Source organism: Pseudomonas sp. MEJ086 (assembly GCF_030209025.1).
In the GTDB taxonomy this organism is placed as follows: domain Bacteria; phylum Pseudomonadota; class Gammaproteobacteria; order Pseudomonadales; family Pseudomonadaceae; genus Aquipseudomonas; species Aquipseudomonas fulva_A.
Genome location: NZ_JARVSV010000025.1, coordinates 31,312 through 46,326, shown reverse-complemented (window position 1 = coordinate 46,326; position 15,015 = coordinate 31,312). Strand labels below are relative to the sequence as shown.

General features: G+C 64.4%; 13 protein-coding genes and 2 pseudogenes. 7 read left to right on the top strand and 8 right to left on the bottom strand.

Going from position 1 to position 15,015, the window contains the following annotated elements:
- The first annotated feature begins 2 nt into the window (after positions 1-2).
- From QRN22_RS16380 to greB, 3 genes are read left to right on the top strand one after another with little or no spacing between them, the layout of a single operon-like run.
- Positions 3-686, top strand: a complete 684-nt coding sequence (locus QRN22_RS16380) for an ABC transporter ATP-binding protein (RefSeq protein ID WP_042553778.1) — start codon at positions 3-5, stop codon at positions 684-686.
- Positions 686-3,190, top strand: coding sequence for an ABC transporter permease (locus tag QRN22_RS16375; protein ID WP_042553779.1), 2,505 nt, complete (start codon positions 686-688; stop codon positions 3,188-3,190). The genes QRN22_RS16380 and QRN22_RS16375 overlap by 1 nt, the downstream gene beginning before the upstream one ends.
- A 33-nt stretch (positions 3,191-3,223) precedes the next feature.
- The gene (greB, locus tag QRN22_RS16370; RefSeq protein ID WP_042553780.1) at positions 3,224-3,721 is read left to right on the top strand and encodes a transcription elongation factor GreB; all 498 of its coding nucleotides are present in this window, start codon (positions 3,224-3,226) and stop codon (positions 3,719-3,721) included.
- Here the strand turns inward: greB and QRN22_RS16365 are convergent, their stop codons facing one another.
- The 3 genes from QRN22_RS16365 to QRN22_RS16355 all read right to left on the bottom strand — a co-directional run bounded on the left by QRN22_RS16365 (position 3,722) and on the right by QRN22_RS16355 (position 6,192).
- Positions 3,722-4,021 (bottom strand): hypothetical protein, encoded by a 300-nt coding sequence (locus tag QRN22_RS16365; protein WP_042553781.1) that lies wholly within the window; start codon positions 4,019-4,021, stop codon positions 3,722-3,724.
- Between the two features lie 217 nt (positions 4,022-4,238).
- On the bottom strand, positions 4,239-4,673 hold the full coding sequence (locus tag QRN22_RS16360; protein WP_042553782.1) for a DoxX family protein: 435 nt from the start codon (positions 4,671-4,673) through the stop codon (positions 4,239-4,241).
- Between the two features lie 100 nt (positions 4,674-4,773).
- Positions 4,774-6,192 carry an MltF family protein gene (locus QRN22_RS16355; RefSeq protein ID WP_042553783.1) on the bottom strand — a complete coding sequence of 473 codons (1,419 nt, stop codon included), beginning with the start codon at positions 6,190-6,192 and terminating at the stop codon, positions 4,774-4,776.
- Positions 6,193-6,398: 206 nt separating this feature from the next.
- Between QRN22_RS16355 and QRN22_RS16350 the strand changes: the two genes are divergently transcribed.
- The 4 genes and pseudogenes from QRN22_RS16350 to QRN22_RS16340 all read left to right on the top strand — a co-directional run bounded on the left by QRN22_RS16350 (position 6,399) and on the right by QRN22_RS16340 (position 9,239).
- Positions 6,399-7,232, top strand: a complete 834-nt coding sequence (locus QRN22_RS16350; protein WP_042553784.1) for a TatD family hydrolase — start codon at positions 6,399-6,401, stop codon at positions 7,230-7,232.
- 152 nt (positions 7,233-7,384) lie between these two features.
- Positions 7,385-8,002: pseudogene (locus tag QRN22_RS26680) on the top strand (HAMP domain-containing protein); the annotation flags it as partial.
- Between the two features lie 360 nt (positions 8,003-8,362).
- Positions 8,363-8,869 (top strand): annotated as a pseudogene (locus QRN22_RS26675) (methyl-accepting chemotaxis protein); the annotation flags it as partial.
- 139 nt (positions 8,870-9,008) lie between these two features.
- Positions 9,009-9,239: a hypothetical protein gene (locus QRN22_RS16340; RefSeq protein ID WP_042553786.1), complete on the top strand. Its 231-nt coding sequence runs from the start codon at positions 9,009-9,011 to the stop codon at positions 9,237-9,239.
- On the opposite strand, the gene QRN22_RS16335 is transcribed toward QRN22_RS16340, so the two are convergent.
- The 5 genes from QRN22_RS16335 to QRN22_RS16315 form a co-directional block, all read right to left on the bottom strand.
- Positions 9,215-10,012 (bottom strand): acyl-CoA thioesterase, encoded by a 798-nt coding sequence (locus tag QRN22_RS16335; protein ID WP_042553787.1) that lies wholly within the window; start codon positions 10,010-10,012, stop codon positions 9,215-9,217. The two genes, QRN22_RS16340 and QRN22_RS16335, sit on opposite strands and share 25 nt — an antisense overlap.
- A gap of 104 nt (positions 10,013-10,116) precedes the next feature.
- Positions 10,117-10,878, bottom strand: a complete 762-nt coding sequence (locus tag QRN22_RS16330) for a CHAD domain-containing protein (RefSeq protein WP_042553788.1) — start codon at positions 10,876-10,878, stop codon at positions 10,117-10,119.
- Between the two features lie 21 nt (positions 10,879-10,899).
- Complete coding sequence (locus QRN22_RS16325; protein WP_042553789.1) at positions 10,900-12,894, bottom strand: transglutaminase TgpA family protein; 1,995 nt, start codon at positions 12,892-12,894, stop codon at positions 10,900-10,902.
- Positions 12,891-13,847, bottom strand: a complete 957-nt coding sequence (locus QRN22_RS16320; RefSeq protein WP_042553790.1) for a DUF58 domain-containing protein — start codon at positions 13,845-13,847, stop codon at positions 12,891-12,893. Before QRN22_RS16320 ends, QRN22_RS16325 begins: the two co-directional genes overlap by 4 nt.
- Positions 13,844-14,761: an AAA family ATPase gene (locus tag QRN22_RS16315; protein ID WP_042553791.1), complete on the bottom strand. Its 918-nt coding sequence runs from the start codon at positions 14,759-14,761 to the stop codon at positions 13,844-13,846. Before QRN22_RS16315 ends, QRN22_RS16320 begins: the two co-directional genes overlap by 4 nt.
- Positions 14,762-15,015: the final 254 nt, after the last annotated feature.

Genomic DNA, 15,015 nt, shown 5'->3' with positions numbered 1-15,015 from the left:
TCATGAGCTCAAGCATTCTGTCTGCGCGGAACCTTAACAAAGTGGTTTCCAGCGCGGAAGGCGAGTTGACCATCCTGCACGACCTTTCACTGGAATTGGAAAAAGGTGGCAGTCTGGCCATCGTCGGTAGCTCGGGATCTGGCAAATCCACCCTGCTTGGCCTGCTGGCCGGGCTCGACCTGCCAAGCAGCGGGCGCATCCTGCTGGCCGATAACGATCTGGGCAGCCTGGGCGAGGATGAGCGCGCCCGTGTGCGTGCCGAGCACGTCGGCTTCGTGTTCCAGTCCTTTCAGTTGCTCGACAGCCTCAATGCGCTGGAGAACGTCATGCTGCCGCTGGAGCTCGAAGGTCGAAGCGATGCCCGCCAGCGCGCCACGCAACTGCTCGAGCGGGTCGGCCTGGGCGCACGTCTGACCCATACTCCGCGCCAGCTATCTGGTGGTGAACAGCAGCGGGTCGCCATCGCCCGCGCCTTTGCTGCCGATCCGGATGTGCTGTTCGCCGATGAGCCCACCGGCAACCTGGACAGCCACACCGGCGAGCGGATCAGCGACCTGCTGTTCGAGCTCAATCAGGAGCGTGGCGCCACCCTGGTACTGGTCACCCACGATGAACGCCTGGCGGCCCGCTGCCAGCGCCTGATCCGTCTGGAGGGTGGCCACCTCGTGGCACCGGTGAACGCCTGATGAAATCCCTGTCCTTCTTCAGCCTGCTGTCGCTCGCAGGCCGGCAACTGCTGCGCGATGCACGTGCCGGCGAGTTGCGCGTGCTGTTCTTCGCCTTGCTGATCGCCGTCGCGTCGAGTACCGCCATCGGCTATTTCGGCGCTCGCCTGAATGAAGGCATGAGCTTGCGTGCGACCGAGTTCCTCGGTGCCGACCTGATTCTGCGCGGCAGCGCGCCGGCATCTGCCGAGCAGATCGACGCAGGCACGTCACGGGGTCTGGAACACGCCCAGGTGGTCGAGTTCTCCAGCGTGATCGCCAGCGACGAAGGCATCCAGCTGGCCAGCGTCAAAGCTGCCGGCAATGGCTACCCGTTGCGCGGCGAACTGAAGAGCGCTGCCGAGCCCTACGCCGAGGAGGCTGTGAGCCAGGGTCCACGCCCGGGTGAGGTCTGGGCCGAGGCGCGCCTGCTGGCTGCCCTGAATCTGAAAACCGGGGACGACATCGAAGTCGGCGCCAAGACACTGCGCCTGACCCGCGTCCTGACCTACCTGCCGGATGAAGCCGGCGACTTCTACAGCCTGACGCCCCATGTGCTGATGCACCTGGACGACCTGCCCGCCACCCGCGTGGTGCAACCAGGCAGTCGAGTCCGCTACATCGAACAATGGAATGGCTCGAGCGACGCCCTGGCCAGCTACCGCCAGGCCCTCGAACCAGACCTGGCCGCCCACCAGCGCTTCGATGACGCCCGCGATGGCAGCCGCAGCGTCGGCAGTGCCCTCGATCGCGCCGAACGCTATCTGAATCTGGCCAGCCTGGCCGCCGTTCTGCTGGCCGGGGTCGCCGTGGCGTTGTCCGCTGCGCGCTTCGCCAGCCGTCGCTTCGACGCCAGCGCCTTGCTGCGCTGCCTGGGCTTGTCACGTCGCCAGGCACTTGGCCTGTTCAGTCTGCAACTGGCGATTCTCGGCCTGGTCGCCAGCCTCAGCGGTGCCCTGCTCGGCTGGCTCGCCCAACAGTTGCTGTTCCAACTGCTGCAGGGTTTGCTGCCGACACAGATTCCACCCGGCGGCTTGTGGCCGGCGCTGGCCGGCATCGCCACGGGCCTGGTGGCACTGGCCGGTTTCGCCCTGCCGCCTTTGGCCGCTCTCGGCCGTGTGCCGCCACTGCGCGTGCTGCGTCGCGACATGCTGCCGGTGCCAGCCAGCTCCTGGCTGGTGTACGGCACCGCCCTGCTCGCCCTCGGGCTGATCATGTGGCGCCTGAGTCTGGATTTGCCATTGACCCTGGCACTGCTCGGCGGCGGCCTGGTCACTGCGCTACTGCTCGGCGGTCTGTTGCTGCTCGGCTTGCAGAGCCTGCGCCGCCTCTTGGCTCGCGCCTCGCTGCCGTGGCGCCTGGGGCTCGGCCAACTGCTGCGCAGGCCTCTGGCTGCCGCGGGGCAATCCCTGGCCTTCGGCCTGATCCTGCTGGCCATGGCTCTGATCGCTCTGCTGCGCGGCGAACTGCTGGACACCTGGCAGGACCAATTGCCTGCCGATGCCCCCAACCATTTCGCACTGAATGTACTGCCTGCCGAGCGGGACGCGTTCGCCGCACGCCTGGAGCAGTTGTCCCCCCACCCCGCGCCGCTCTACCCGGTGGTGCCGGGCCGATTGGTGATGGTCAACGGCGATCCGGTTCGTCAGTACGTCAGCAAGGACTCCCGTGGCGAGCGCGCGGTACGTCGCGACCTTAGCCTGACCTGGGGCGCCGACCTGCCGGAGGGCAATACCCTCACCGCGGGCCAGTGGTGGACAGGCGACAAGAGCCAGGAACTGCCCGGCGTATCGGTGGAAGACGAGTTGGCGGAAAGCTTGCAGATCAAGCTGGGCGACCGGCTGACGTTCACCGTGGGTGGCGTCAACCGCGATGCGCTGGTGACCAGCCTGCGTGAAGTCGACTGGAACAACTTCCAGCCCAACTTCTTCATGATCTTCGAGCCTGGCACCTTGCAGGATCTGCCTGTTACCTACCTGACCAGCTTCTACCTGCCGCCACAGCAGGAGCGGCAACTGGTCGAGCTGTCGCGCGCATTCCCGTCGGTCACCCTGCTGCAGGTAGAGGCGCTGCTCAATCAACTGCGCAGCATCCTCGCCCAGGTCACCATCGCCATCGAGTTCGTCCTGCTGTTCGTCCTGGCGGCTGGCCTGGCCGTGCTGTTCGCCGGCCTGCAATCGACGCTGGATGAACGCATTCACCAGGGCGCCCTGTTACGCGCTCTGGGTGCGGAACGCAAGCTGCTGATCCAGGCACGCCGCGCCGAGTTCGGCCTGCTCGGTGCAACCAGCGGCCTGCTGGCGGCCCTGGGTTGTGAACTGGTCAGCTTCCTGCTCTACCGCTACGCCTTCCAGATGGCCTGGCAACCGCATCCGTGGCTGCTGTTGCTGCCGCTGATCGGCGCGCTGCTGGTCGCCACCGCAGGCGTTCTCGGCACGCGGCGCTCGCTCGATGCCAGCCCTCTCACCGTTCTGCGCGAGGGTTGATAGACTGCGCATCCGCACCAGACCGAGCCCAGCATGAGCCGATACCGCCCACCCCGCGCCGCCGGAACGCCCCTCATCACCCCCGAAGGTGAGGCGCGTCTGCGCGCAGAGCTGCACGAACTCTGGCACGTACGCCGCCCCGAGGTGACGCGCTCGGTCAGCGAGGCAGCTGCCCAGGGTGACCGCTCCGAGAACGCGGAATACACCTACGGCAAGAAAATGCTGCGGGAAATCGACAGCCGCGTGCGCTTTCTCACCAAGCGCCTGGAAAAGCTCAAGGTGGTCGATACCCGCCCGAGCGACCCGGACAAGGTCTACTTCGGCGCCTGGGTGACCCTGGAAGATGAAGACGGCAACGCCTCGTGCTACCGCATCGTCGGCCCCGACGAACTCGACCTGAAGCTCAACCTGATCAGCATCGACTCACCGCTTGCGCGGGCGCTGATCGGCAAGGGTCTGGACGCCGAAGTGCGCGTGGAAACGCCAACCGGCGACAAGTACTGGTACATCATCACCATCGACTATCCGTAGTCAGCGCAGGGTGATCAGCCCCTGTCGGGCGATACGCGTCAGTTGGCCCAGCGCCTCGGCACTCGGGCGCTGCAGCACCGCGAAATCGAAGCTGTCGGCGGCGAAGCGTTGCAGCGATTCGCCGTGTTCGGCGAACTGCACGAGAAAGGCGCGACGCCCCTCACGGCGACTCGGCCAGCCATCGAGGTAGCGCAACAGGGTTGGCTGGTGGGTACCACCTAGCAGGATGCGCGGGTTACGCCGCAGCAGGCCGGAAGTGATGGGTGCGATACGAATCTGGGTGGCCTGTGGGCAGGTCATGGGTGTTGTCTCCGCCTCGAAAATCCCGCTGGGCAGCGGTGAGAGGCAACACCGAACCAGCGCTTTAGCGGAATTTCGAGAGTCGTTGAAGAGTCTCTGAGGCGCCCCGCAAGTAGCTGTTTAAATCGGCGCAGACGTCAATCCTAGAGAGTTGCGGATCGCCCTGTCAATAACGAAGAAAGCCCGCATCAGCGGGCTTTTCAGCGATTCTCGTCGTTTAACCGGCGATGCGCTTGTCGACAGACAGACGGCCAGCGCCTTCGATCAGCAGTGCCAGCGTAGCGGCCATCAGCGCCAGGGCGAATTCATAGCCGTTGTCGCTCATGAAGAAACCGTTACCGATGTGCACGGAGAAGATGGCCACCAACAGGGTGAAGGTCAGTACCGCCGCAGCGGGGCGCACCAGCAAGCCGATAATCAGCGCCAGACCACCGAAGAACTCGGCACTACCGGCCATCAACGCCATCAGGTAGCCGGGCGCCAGGCCGATGCTTTCCATCCACTGCGCGACACCCGCCAGGCCGTAACCGCCGAACCAGCCGAACAGTTTCTGCGCGCCATGGGCCACGAAGGTGATGCCGACCAGCACCCGCAGGATGGTCAGGCCATAGCCTGCACGAGTGGCTGCCAGGGATTTGATGAGTGCGATCATGGGGCGATTCCTTTGCTATGTGAGTGAGATGGCGCCATATTAATTTAATTATCAAATATGAATACCGAATAAAACCGCTAAAACAAATCGAACCAATCGATCACTTACGCATGCTCACTTCCTGCTTTGCAGCAGACTCCAGGGAATAGCGCTCCCGCGCATAGGCCAGGTAGTACTTGTTCACCGCATTGACGTAACTGACCACGCCCATGCCCAGCTCTTCCATGGCGACGCGCTCTACCTGAAAGAACCATTGATCCGGATTCAGGCCACGCCTGCGGGCTTCCGCACGCAGGCTCTGCACCCGCTGCGGACCGAGGTTGTAGCCCGCCAGCACGAAGGCCATACGCTCGCGCTCGTTGAGGCGCGGGCTGTTGAAGAAACCGCGACGAATCTTGGCCAGATACTTGGCGCTGGCCTGCACGTTGTTCTCCACCCGCGTGATATCGCTGACACCGACACTTCGCGCCGCCGCAGGGGTGATCTGCATCAACCCGGTGGCACCGCTGCTGCCCCGCGCACCGGGATTCAGGGTCGACTCCTTGAAAGCCAGAGCGGCCAGCGCCAGCCAATCGAAATCATGCTGTTCGGCATAGCGCTGCAAGACCGGGCGCACGCGCTCGAGGCGTTGCCTTTCGGTGCGTCCCATGGGCGAGTGCACCTTGTAAAGCCGCCGATAGACACGCTGAAAGGCAGCATCCTGATCATCGGGCACCCGGTAGCCTTCCAGAAAGCGATCGACACTGGCGCTGAGCATCGGCGCATCGCGGCGCATGTACCAGCGCATATCGCCCTGATCATCGAGCACCAGATGGCGATCGACCCGCAACTTGGGCATCACCTTGGCCCAACGCTCGGCAATGTGCAGTTCCACGGCAGTGAAGTCGAAGATACCGGCCTGAACCATCTCCAGCACGTCCTCGACGGCGAGCGTCGGATCCACCCACTCGACCACGATGGGCGGCAGCTTGCGCTCCTGGAGTTTCAGGTTGATGCCGTGCAGGGCATCCTTGGCGATGCTCCCCACCGGCAGCGACAGGCTGCGCCCAGCCAGTTGTTCGAGACGCTGATAGCGCCGATTGCCCTGTCGCGCGACGATCACCACCGGCACATCACGGCGAATCGCCTCACTGGCGATGACGCTCGCACCACCCTTGCTGCTGAGCAACTCACCCGGCGCCACCAGGTCACCCTCGCCGCGCTGTAGAGCGGCAAGCAATTGATCCTTGGCTTTGGGAATCATCTTCAGGTGCAGGCTGCGACCATCCCGCGCATTGCGGTTGAGGTACTGCTCCAGGGCACGCAGCCGCTGGTATTCGACACCGATGCTCTGCCCTTTGACCTCACCAGAACTGTTGCGGCTCTGGTTGACCAGTACACGCAGCTCGCCACTCTTGCGAATGCTGGGTAAATCACGAACCGCCGCTGGCTGGGTCACTTCCACCGGGCCGGCAATGCGCGCCACTGCCGAGAGCGGCAGCGAGAGCAACATGCACAGCACAAGAAGGACACGCAACATCGACGCTCCGGAGGCGAAAAACCGGCCGACGGCCAGTGGCGGTCAGCCGAAAGCTGGGCGCGGAGAGTCGCACAGCCGGAGTTCTGACGCCAATAATTGTTGGTTTCACATTACAAAGAACGCACAACTCTTTGTAATCGATAGCTTTTTAGATGCCAAGAAAAGCTCTGTTATGCTGCGGCCTTCAGGTTTCACAGGGTCACACCATGCAACTCATCGACATCGGCGTCAATCTGACCCATGCAAGCTTCAATGACCAGCGCCAGGCCTTGCTCGAAAGAGCCTTCGAGGCGGGCGTCTGCCAACTGGTGTTGACCGGCACCAGTCTGGAGGAAAGCGAGCATGCCCTGGCGCTTTGCCGACAACTGGATGAGAGCGGTGACCGCCTGTTCAGTACTGCTGGTCTGCACCCGCACAACGCGCGGGACTGGAGCAGCGACCACTCGCGAAGCCTGCGTGCCCTGCTGGCCGAGCCTCAGGTACGAGCCGTGGGCGAATGCGGTCTGGATTTCAACCGAGACTTCTCGCCACGCCCGCAGCAGGAAAAAGCCCTGGAAGAGCAGCTCAGCCTGGCGGTGGAGTTGCAGATGCCGGTGTTTCTGCACGAGCGTGACGCTCATCCACGCTTCGCGCAGATCCTGCGTGATTACCGCGATCGCCTGCCAGCCGCAGTCGTGCACTGTTTCACCGGCGAGCGGCGCGCGCTGTTCGATTACCTGGATCTGGATCTGCACATCGGTATCACCGGTTGGATCTGCGACGAGCGTCGCGGCGCCCACCTGCACCCGCTGGTCAGGGAAATTCCCGCTGGCCGCCTGATGCTGGAAAGTGACGCCCCTTACTTGCTCCCCCGCAGCCTCAGACCCAAGCCGAAAAACGGGCGTAACGAACCTGCCTACCTAAGTGAGGTATTGCGCGAGGTGGCCCTGCATCGCCAGGAATCCGTGGCCGAAGTGGCACGACACACCACCGCCTGTGCCCGCGCCTTTTTTGCGCTGCCACCGATCGTCGAGCGAGCTGACGACGAAGAAAATGGATGACCAGCCAACGCGCCCGAGCGACCACCGCCGTTGATCCGGATGCAACCGCACAGCTTTCGAGTCATTGACTCACATCAAGGGATGGACATTTTGCCCGTGGAAGAATGATGGCGCCTTGCTAGCAACCTCATTCATGTCGAGAGCAGAAAAACATGCCCGTCTGGATTCGCGATGTATCCCTGAAACACAAGTTCTGGGCGGTCAACGCCGTCGCCTTCTTCACCACCCTGCTGCTCGTTCTGTTCGCCATGCATCAGGAACAGGACACCTTCGCCCAGGCAGCCCGCGAAGCGGCGCAAAGGCAGGCACGCCTGATCGCCGCCTGGCCGGCCGAGGGCGAACTGCCTGGCAGCGCTGATCTGATCCCGTACACCAGCGGCGAGACACCACGCCTGCCCGGTAACACGAACGCCGGCGCACTGCGCAACACCCACGGTTGGGTCGAGCTCCCCCACGATGGCGTGTTCGGCAGTGATCCGCTGATCGGTGTGCTGATCAGCGCGCGCGGCGGCGATGAACGGGTGGCGATACCGGCATATGGTCGTAGCCTGGCGCAAGTATTCGCCGAGCGTGCCGGCAGCTATGCGCTGGCGGTAGCCCTGCTGATGCTCGCGCTGCTCGGCGCCTCGCAGGTGCTGATCCGCTTTCTGCTCAGCCACCTCAACACCCTCAAGGACGTCATGCTGCACGTGGAGAGGAGCGGCGACCTGTCGGCACGCGTTCCCCTGCAGAGCCGCGACGAAGTCGGGCAGATGGCAGGTGCCTTCAACGCCATGCAGGATGGCTACCAGCGCGTCGTCGACACGGTCATCCAGGCAGCCTCGAGGCTGGATGACGGCACTGCGCGCCTGGCACGGAGCATGAAAGACGTGCGCCAGGGCATGCTCGGTCAACAGAGCGAAACCGACCAGGCCGCAACGGCCATCAACGAGATGTCGACCACCGTGCACCACATCGCCGAGCATGCGGCGACCACGCGCGACCAGTCCCAGACCGCCGACCAGCTCGCGGGCGCCGGCCAGGCCGTGGTCAGTCGCGTCGTACACTCCATCACCGGGCTATCCAGCGGTGTCCAGCAGACGGCCACGATGATTCAGCAGGTCGCGGGCGACAGCCAGAAGATCAGCAGTGTGGTGAACGTCATTCATGGCATCGCCGAACAGACTAACCTGCTGGCACTCAACGCGGCCATCGAAGCGGCCCGCGCTGGCGAGATGGGCCGTGGCTTTGCCGTGGTGGCCGACGAAGTACGCAACCTGGCCAAGCGCGTGCAGGACTCCACCGACGAGATCACCAGCATGATCGGCACCCTGCAGGCAGGCACCCGGGATGCCGTGGAATTCATGCAGGAAAGTACGCTGAAAGCCGACGATTGCGTACAGGCCGCCCATGAAGCCGGCGAGGCGCTGGCTGCGATTACCAGTGCAGTGGCGCAGATGCGTGAAAGCAATACGCAGATTGCCGTGGCCGCCGAGCAGCAGAGTCAGGTGGCCGAGGAGATGACCCGCTCGGTGATCGGCATTCGCGACGTCACCGAACAAACCGTCGAGCAGACCCAGGAGTCGGCCACGACCAGCAGTGAACTGGCAGAACTGGCGGGCGAGCTATCGCGTGCCATCCGCCAACTCAAGCCCTAGGGCATGCTGCCTGGTGGCCGTGAGGCGCTAGCGAGGTTTGGGCAGATAGTACAAAAGCTATCTGCCACATAGGAGGGATCAATTCGCTGCCGGGCCGGCTGCCCCATAGACTGGCTCCATCTGATGCAGGAGACCTTTCATGAGCACGCAAAACGCTACCCTCGCCCACTCGGCCAGCACCGAATCGATCGACATGCCATCGCTGGCCATCGCCCTGCCACTGCTGCTGGTGTCGCTCGCTCTTGCCGGCAGTGGGTCAGGCCCCCTGGCGCTGGTCTTGTCGGGGCTGGGAGCGATTGCAGCCTATGCCCTGGCACGGCAGGCGCTGTTGCCTGCTGCCGCGGCTCAGCCGAACACGGTAACCGTCTGACGACTGATCGCCAGCAGTTCACCGCTGGCGGTCCAGAGTGCCGCAGCGACGTGTCCATAGCCATCACGGGCGTGTTCGATTTGCGCACGATACAGGCACCACTGATCCGAGGTCACCGAGACCAGCGGCTGGATGAACTCGATGGTCCAGGTCAGCGAACTACCTGGCGCAGGCCCCTTGAGCAGAGAAAGCACAGCCGGTGGCCAGGCATCGACCAGTCCCAGCAGATGCGCTTCACCAAGGGTTTCGACACGCTCCTGATCACGGAAGCGTACCCAGCCACCCATCTCCCGCGACTGACTGCCACTGAATGGCAAGCCACCCAGCCCCCAACGCATTGCCAGATGGCGGGTGAATTCCGGGGTGACCTGGGGGATGTAAGGCAGCTCCTGGCTACCTTCCACGGCCTCCAGCACAGGCGCTGGCTGCGCCTCGACGCTGACCGAAGAAGGACGAGGCGCGCCAAAGCTGCCTTGCACCAGAGCCACGACCTCACCGTTCTGTAGCGCGCGCCCCAACACCTGGCTGACGGCCTTGCCCTCGCGCAGCACCTCGGCCTCGAAACAGGTCGCGGTATCAGGCGCGACCGGCGCGACGAAGGTAATCGCCAGCGAACGGGGTGGCCGATCCGCCGCCACCTTGTTGCGCATCACGTCGTACACCAATGCCGCCACCAAGCCCCCGAAACTGGCGCGCCCCTGGCCCCAGTCAGCGGGAATCGACAGCGACTCGGGCGTGCGCCGTACCTGTTCCAGCAATGCAGAGAAATTCATGCTCACCTCCCATGGACGTCACCACGATAGTAAGAGACTCGCTGCCCGGCGGCGAGGCGGCGGCAGGCGCCAGTTCGGTCATTTGTAAGGAAATAGCGGCGTGCCTACTCCAGCGCCGCGAGCAAACGCGCCTGAATCACTTCCGAGGCCCGTTCGGCCTCCTGCATCGAGCGGCGCCATGGCTGTTCGAAGACCTGCAGGTCCGTCTCCGTTTCGGCCCTCGCCAGCCACTGCAGGTGGTCGTGCCAGTCGCCAAGTACCGCCTGCCCCTTCTTGAGCAGGCGAACCTGGGCTGCGGATAGCGGCGACAGTTGCGGATACGCCTCCGTCGTGTAGCGCACCCGCTTGATCAGCAGACGGACTCGATGGCGGTCATGCTCGGCATCAGCCAACGCCTCGACCAGGCGGGCACGCTGCTTGCGCAGGTAGCGGCGAACCTTCTTGTGCAGGTCATCGAGCTCACCGCTGGCCTGCTGTCGGGCCAGCTCCTGGGGCCATTCGTCCAGCGCCCGAAACAGCGCCGGCAGCGAACGGCTGGCGAGCAACATCGCGTCGCCTCTGGCCCGCTCGGCCACACGCCGGTCGGCAGCAACATGCTCGCCATGCTGCCTCAAGGTGTCGATCAACACCTCGAGGTCGCGCAGCGGACCACTCAGACGCCCGATCTCGGCCGCACGCTGCTGCAACGGGTCGCTGCCGGCAGCCCCCTTGAGGGGCTTGAGCAGGCTGCGCAGTCTGCGCAGGCACACCCGCAGATCATGCAGCGCCTCACCATCGGTCTGTGCCTGCAGACGCTCGCGGCAGGCGTAGAGCGCTACCTGCAAACGCAGCACTTCACTGCGCAAATTGCTGACGAAACCACTCATCGCGGGTACTCCTGAAACCGGTCAATGGGGTCGACTCCAACGCCACGGTAGCTGACGGCGAAGCGCATTCAGCTGTTGGAGTAGTGCTCGGGGGGATACGTTCTGCCCTGCATAACGCTGCGCCTCATAGGCCCGTACGAACGCAGCGATGGCCTCGGCCTGCCCGGGCAGTGCCTGAGCGGCACGGGCAGCGAACGCCCGAGGGCCCTCGCCGGTATCTCGCCGCACGCCATGCTGCGCCAGCAGGCGTTCGAAGCGCACGAACACCCGTAGCAGGGAGTCCCGCTCGACGCGCCAGGGCTTGAACAGCCATAACGACAACAGCCCCAGCAGCAAGCCGCCGCCCCCCACCAATGCGAGTATCAGGCGACCGCTGTCGACCTGACCGAACCAGCGCTGCAGCAATTCGAACTGCTGAGCGCCCTGATAACCGAGAACCCAGCGCTGCCAGCCGTAATTGAGGTCATCCCAGGCCAGGCGGAGCTCGTTCAGCCAGGTCAGGTTGCGATAGCGCAAGGGCGAGAAAGGCGAGTCGGCGAGGAAGCTCTGCTCACCTGCCAGGGCCTGCTCCAGACCTTGCTCGATGCGCTCGGGGGCAACCTGGAAGGTAGGGTCCACGCTTGTCCAGCCCTTCCCCGCTTGCCAGTATTCGACCCAGGCATGGGCATCGAACTGGCGTACCTGAACATAACGACCGTTGCCGCTCAGCTCCCCCCCCTGATAGCCGGCGACAACCCGGCTGGGAATCCCCGCCGCACGCAGCACGAACGTCATGGCACCCGCATAGTGGGCGCAGAAGCCACTGCGCGTATCGAACAGGAACTCATCGATGGAGTCGGCGCCCAGCGGCGTCGGTGTCAGGGTGTAGACGTAAGGCTGGCGGTTGAAGTGGCCGAGCAGCGCGGCGACCAGTTGCTCGTCTTGTGGGTGCTGCTGACGCAGTTCCTGCGCCCACGCGCGGCTGCGTGCGTCCCCCTGCTGAGGCAGGCGTAGCCAGGTCTGCATGCCATTGCGGCGCTCCTGCGGTTCGCGAATCGCCTGGGGCCAGGAACTGACGTCATAGAGCAGCGCACGGTCCACCGGCCGGTTGCGCTGCAGACGGAAATCGCCCATCTGCCGGGTGCCTTGCAAGTCGGTCTGGGCGACGTCGAGGGCGAACAGCCAGGGCCGCGTGGTGGGCTGCATGACGATGCTGTAGCGCAACGGTTCACCACGCGGCTGCCATTGCGGCGGTGGCGAGAACTGCGCGACCGGTGATTGCGACCAGCGCCGCCCATCGAAATGATCGAGGGTCAGCGCCCGCCAGTACAGCTCGCTGCGCGGCGGCACCTCGCCCTCGAAACTGGCGCGAAAGGCCAGCTCGCCAGAACGGGTCAGCTCGGCGATGTCTCCGGGAGCCATGCTGTCGGCAAGGCCGGTGACAGCGCCCCGTTCATTGGGTACAGGCAGCGACCAGAGCGGCCCCAGGCGCGGGAAGAACAGGAACAGCAACAGCATCAGCGGCAGCGCTTGCAGCAGCAGGCTGGCGGACAACCGAAGCGTGCGCCAGGGGCGGGTCGCCGTACCGCTCTGCTGCAGACCGATCAGCGCCGCCAGCAGGGCACAGACCGGCAACAGGCTGAATAGGGCGACGAGGATGCTGTCATCGAACAGGTACGCGGTCACCACCACGAAGAAGCCGAGGAAGATCAGCACCAGCGCATCACGGCGGGTACGCATCTCCAGCAATTTGAGGATGAAGGCGGCGATCAGCAGCACCACGCCGCCATCCAGCCCGACAAGCGTTCCGCGAGAAAGGAATACCCCTAACCCGGCCAGAACGATCAGACCGATACGCAGCACACGCGTGGGATAACCGGCACGCATGCGGAAAATCTGTACCCGCCAGAAGGCGCAGCCCAGCCACAGGCCGATCACCCACAGCGGCAGGTGCCCCAGATGCGGCACGATCACCAGCGCCTGCGCCACCAGCAGCCAGGTCAGGCTGATCCGTGGAATACCCTGAATGGCGCTCATGCGCGAGCTCCGTGCAACGCCAGGGCACGCAGGCACTGCTCACGGTGGCGCTCGCCGATATCCGCTGCGAACAGGCTGCCAGGCAGATGCAGGGCAAATGGCTGCTGCCGTTCGGAGAGCACCAGCACCCAGTGGCAGAGCAGCGATAGCCGGCTTTCCAGGTCACCGCTCAGCACGTCGAAATCCAGCAGCAGGTCGCGACCGCTCTGGGCGGCGAAGTCCTTGACCAGCAGGCCCTGGCCACGCGAATAAGCTTTCCAGTGCAGACGCTTGCGTGAGTCGCCTGGCTGATAGGTTCGCAGCCCCTGGAAGTCATCGCTCCCCTGCCCCATGCTCAGATGCCCCTGCTCCTGATCGTCCTCACTGCCACCGGCAGCCAGCGGCAACTCGCCTTCCAGTGGCCGCGGATAGACCAGCACCGCCTGATCCAGGTCGATCAGGCTCCATGCCACCAGCATGCCCAGAGGAAAACGGCTCTCTACCCTCAGCCTGCCGGGGTGCAGCCAGCCACGACGCTGGGTCGGCAGGCTCAGTTCACACTCGGTAGCGCCGCCGGCAGCGACGTCCTGCTGCAGCGTATCGGCAGGCGGCCAGCCCAGTGCCACGGCTTCATGAACCCGCCCGCGGCTTTCCAGGCGTACCCGCAGACGTGCCTGCTCGCCGGCGAACACGGCACCGGCACCACCGCCATGCAGCACCAGCCCGGCCAGGTTGCGGTAGGTATGCAGGATGGTCACCACGAACACCGAGCCCAACAGGAAGGTCAGCGCATAGGCCAGACTGCTCTGGTAGTTGATTGCCGCCAGCAACATCACCAGCAGCGCAAACAGAAACGCCACGCCGACTCGCGTTGGCAGGATGAAGATCCGCCGCTGACTGAGCTGAATGCTAGCGGCCGCCGGAATGCGCTTGTCCAGCCAGCGACTCCAGCGCTGCTTCAGGGCACTCGTCAAAGTGCAGGCACCTCGCGCAGCAGCCACTGCACCAATGCCCCGCCACCATGCCCGGCGGGGTCGGCCTGGTCGCGCAGCCGGTGACCGGCAACCGACGGCAGCACGGCCTGTACATCCTCGGGTATCACATAATCTCGCTGAGCCAGCAGCGCCCACGCACGCGCCGCCGCCAGCAGCGCCAGGCTGCCACGCGGTGACAGCCCCCAGGCGAACTGCGGCTGGGTGCGCGTGGCCTCGACCAGGCGCAGCACATAATCGACCAGTGCATCGCTGACCCGCACCTTGGGCACCTCGGCCTGCAACTTCGCCAGCTCGGCGTGGTTGAGCACCGCATCCAGGGTCGGCAGCACCGAACGACGTGACTCGCCCAGTAGCAACGCCTTCTCCGCCGCCCGGGCCGGATAACCGAGCGACAGGCGCATCAGGAAGCGATCCAGTTGCGATTCCGGCAAAGCGAAAGTGCCGCTCTGGCTGATCGGGTTCTGCGTGGCGATCACGAAGAACGGATCCGGCAATGGCCGCGTGGCGCCCTCGATGGTCACCTGCCCTTCCTCCATGGCCTCGAGCAGGGCGCTCTGGCTCTTGGGTGTGGCCCGGTTGATTTCGTCAGCCAGGACCAGCTCAGCGAAGATGGGCCCGGGATGGAACAGAAACTGCCCGGTATCCTTGTCGAATACCGACGTTCCGAGGATATCGCCGGGCAGCAGATCGGACGTGAACTGAACGCGCTGAAAACTCAGGCCCAGGACCTTGGCGAGGGCGTGGCTGAGGGTGGTCTTGCCCATGCCGGGCAGATCTTCGATCAACAGGTGACCCCGTGCCAAGAGGCAGGTCAGTGCCAGGCGCACCTGCGCCTCCTTGCCGAGCAGCACCTGGTTGACGGTATCAAGGCAGGCATCCAGTTTCGTGTGCATCGTCCACTCCTCATGCAAGTGGCTCGATGCTACTGGCCCCGTGGCATCGGGCAAAGCGCTACGTAACCTTTGCTGACGAATAGGTAACCTTTGCTGACAAAACTGTGCACCAGGCCCAAGATCGAGCGGCGCCATGGGTTGCCGAAGCGTCTTCGTGTGAGCGGATCTCGGAGCGAAGATGGCAAGGGCGAGCGACGGACGGCCGCAATAGCACCTCGCCAGCATCCAGAATCCATTGCTAGAATCGGTTCGCC

What these genes read in the sequence shown, in the direction of transcription:
- QRN22_RS16380 (WP_042553778.1), top strand. Translation starts at nt 3, where the DNA reads ATGAGCTCAAGCATTCTGTCTGCGCGGAACCTTAACAAAGTGGTTTCC.
- QRN22_RS16375 (WP_042553779.1), top strand. Translation starts at nt 686, where the DNA reads ATGAAATCCCTGTCCTTCTTCAGCCTGCTGTCGCTCGCAGGCCGGCAA.
- greB (WP_042553780.1), top strand. Translation starts at nt 3,224, where the DNA reads ATGAGCCGATACCGCCCACCCCGCGCCGCCGGAACGCCCCTCATCACC.
- QRN22_RS16365 (WP_042553781.1), bottom strand. Translation starts at nt 4,021, where the DNA reads ATGACCTGCCCACAGGCCACCCAGATTCGTATCGCACCCATCACTTCC.
- QRN22_RS16360 (WP_042553782.1), bottom strand. Translation starts at nt 4,673, where the DNA reads ATGATCGCACTCATCAAATCCCTGGCAGCCACTCGTGCAGGCTATGGC.
- QRN22_RS16355 (WP_042553783.1), bottom strand. Translation starts at nt 6,192, where the DNA reads ATGTTGCGTGTCCTTCTTGTGCTGTGCATGTTGCTCTCGCTGCCGCTC.
- QRN22_RS16350 (WP_042553784.1), top strand. Translation starts at nt 6,399, where the DNA reads ATGCAACTCATCGACATCGGCGTCAATCTGACCCATGCAAGCTTCAAT.
- QRN22_RS16340 (WP_042553786.1), top strand. Translation starts at nt 9,009, where the DNA reads ATGAGCACGCAAAACGCTACCCTCGCCCACTCGGCCAGCACCGAATCG.
- QRN22_RS16335 (WP_042553787.1), bottom strand. Translation starts at nt 10,012, where the DNA reads ATGAATTTCTCTGCATTGCTGGAACAGGTACGGCGCACGCCCGAGTCG.
- QRN22_RS16330 (WP_042553788.1), bottom strand. Translation starts at nt 10,878, where the DNA reads ATGAGTGGTTTCGTCAGCAATTTGCGCAGTGAAGTGCTGCGTTTGCAG.
- QRN22_RS16325 (WP_042553789.1), bottom strand. Translation starts at nt 12,894, where the DNA reads ATGAGCGCCATTCAGGGTATTCCACGGATCAGCCTGACCTGGCTGCTG.
- QRN22_RS16315 (WP_042553791.1), bottom strand. Translation starts at nt 14,761, where the DNA reads ATGCACACGAAACTGGATGCCTGCCTTGATACCGTCAACCAGGTGCTG.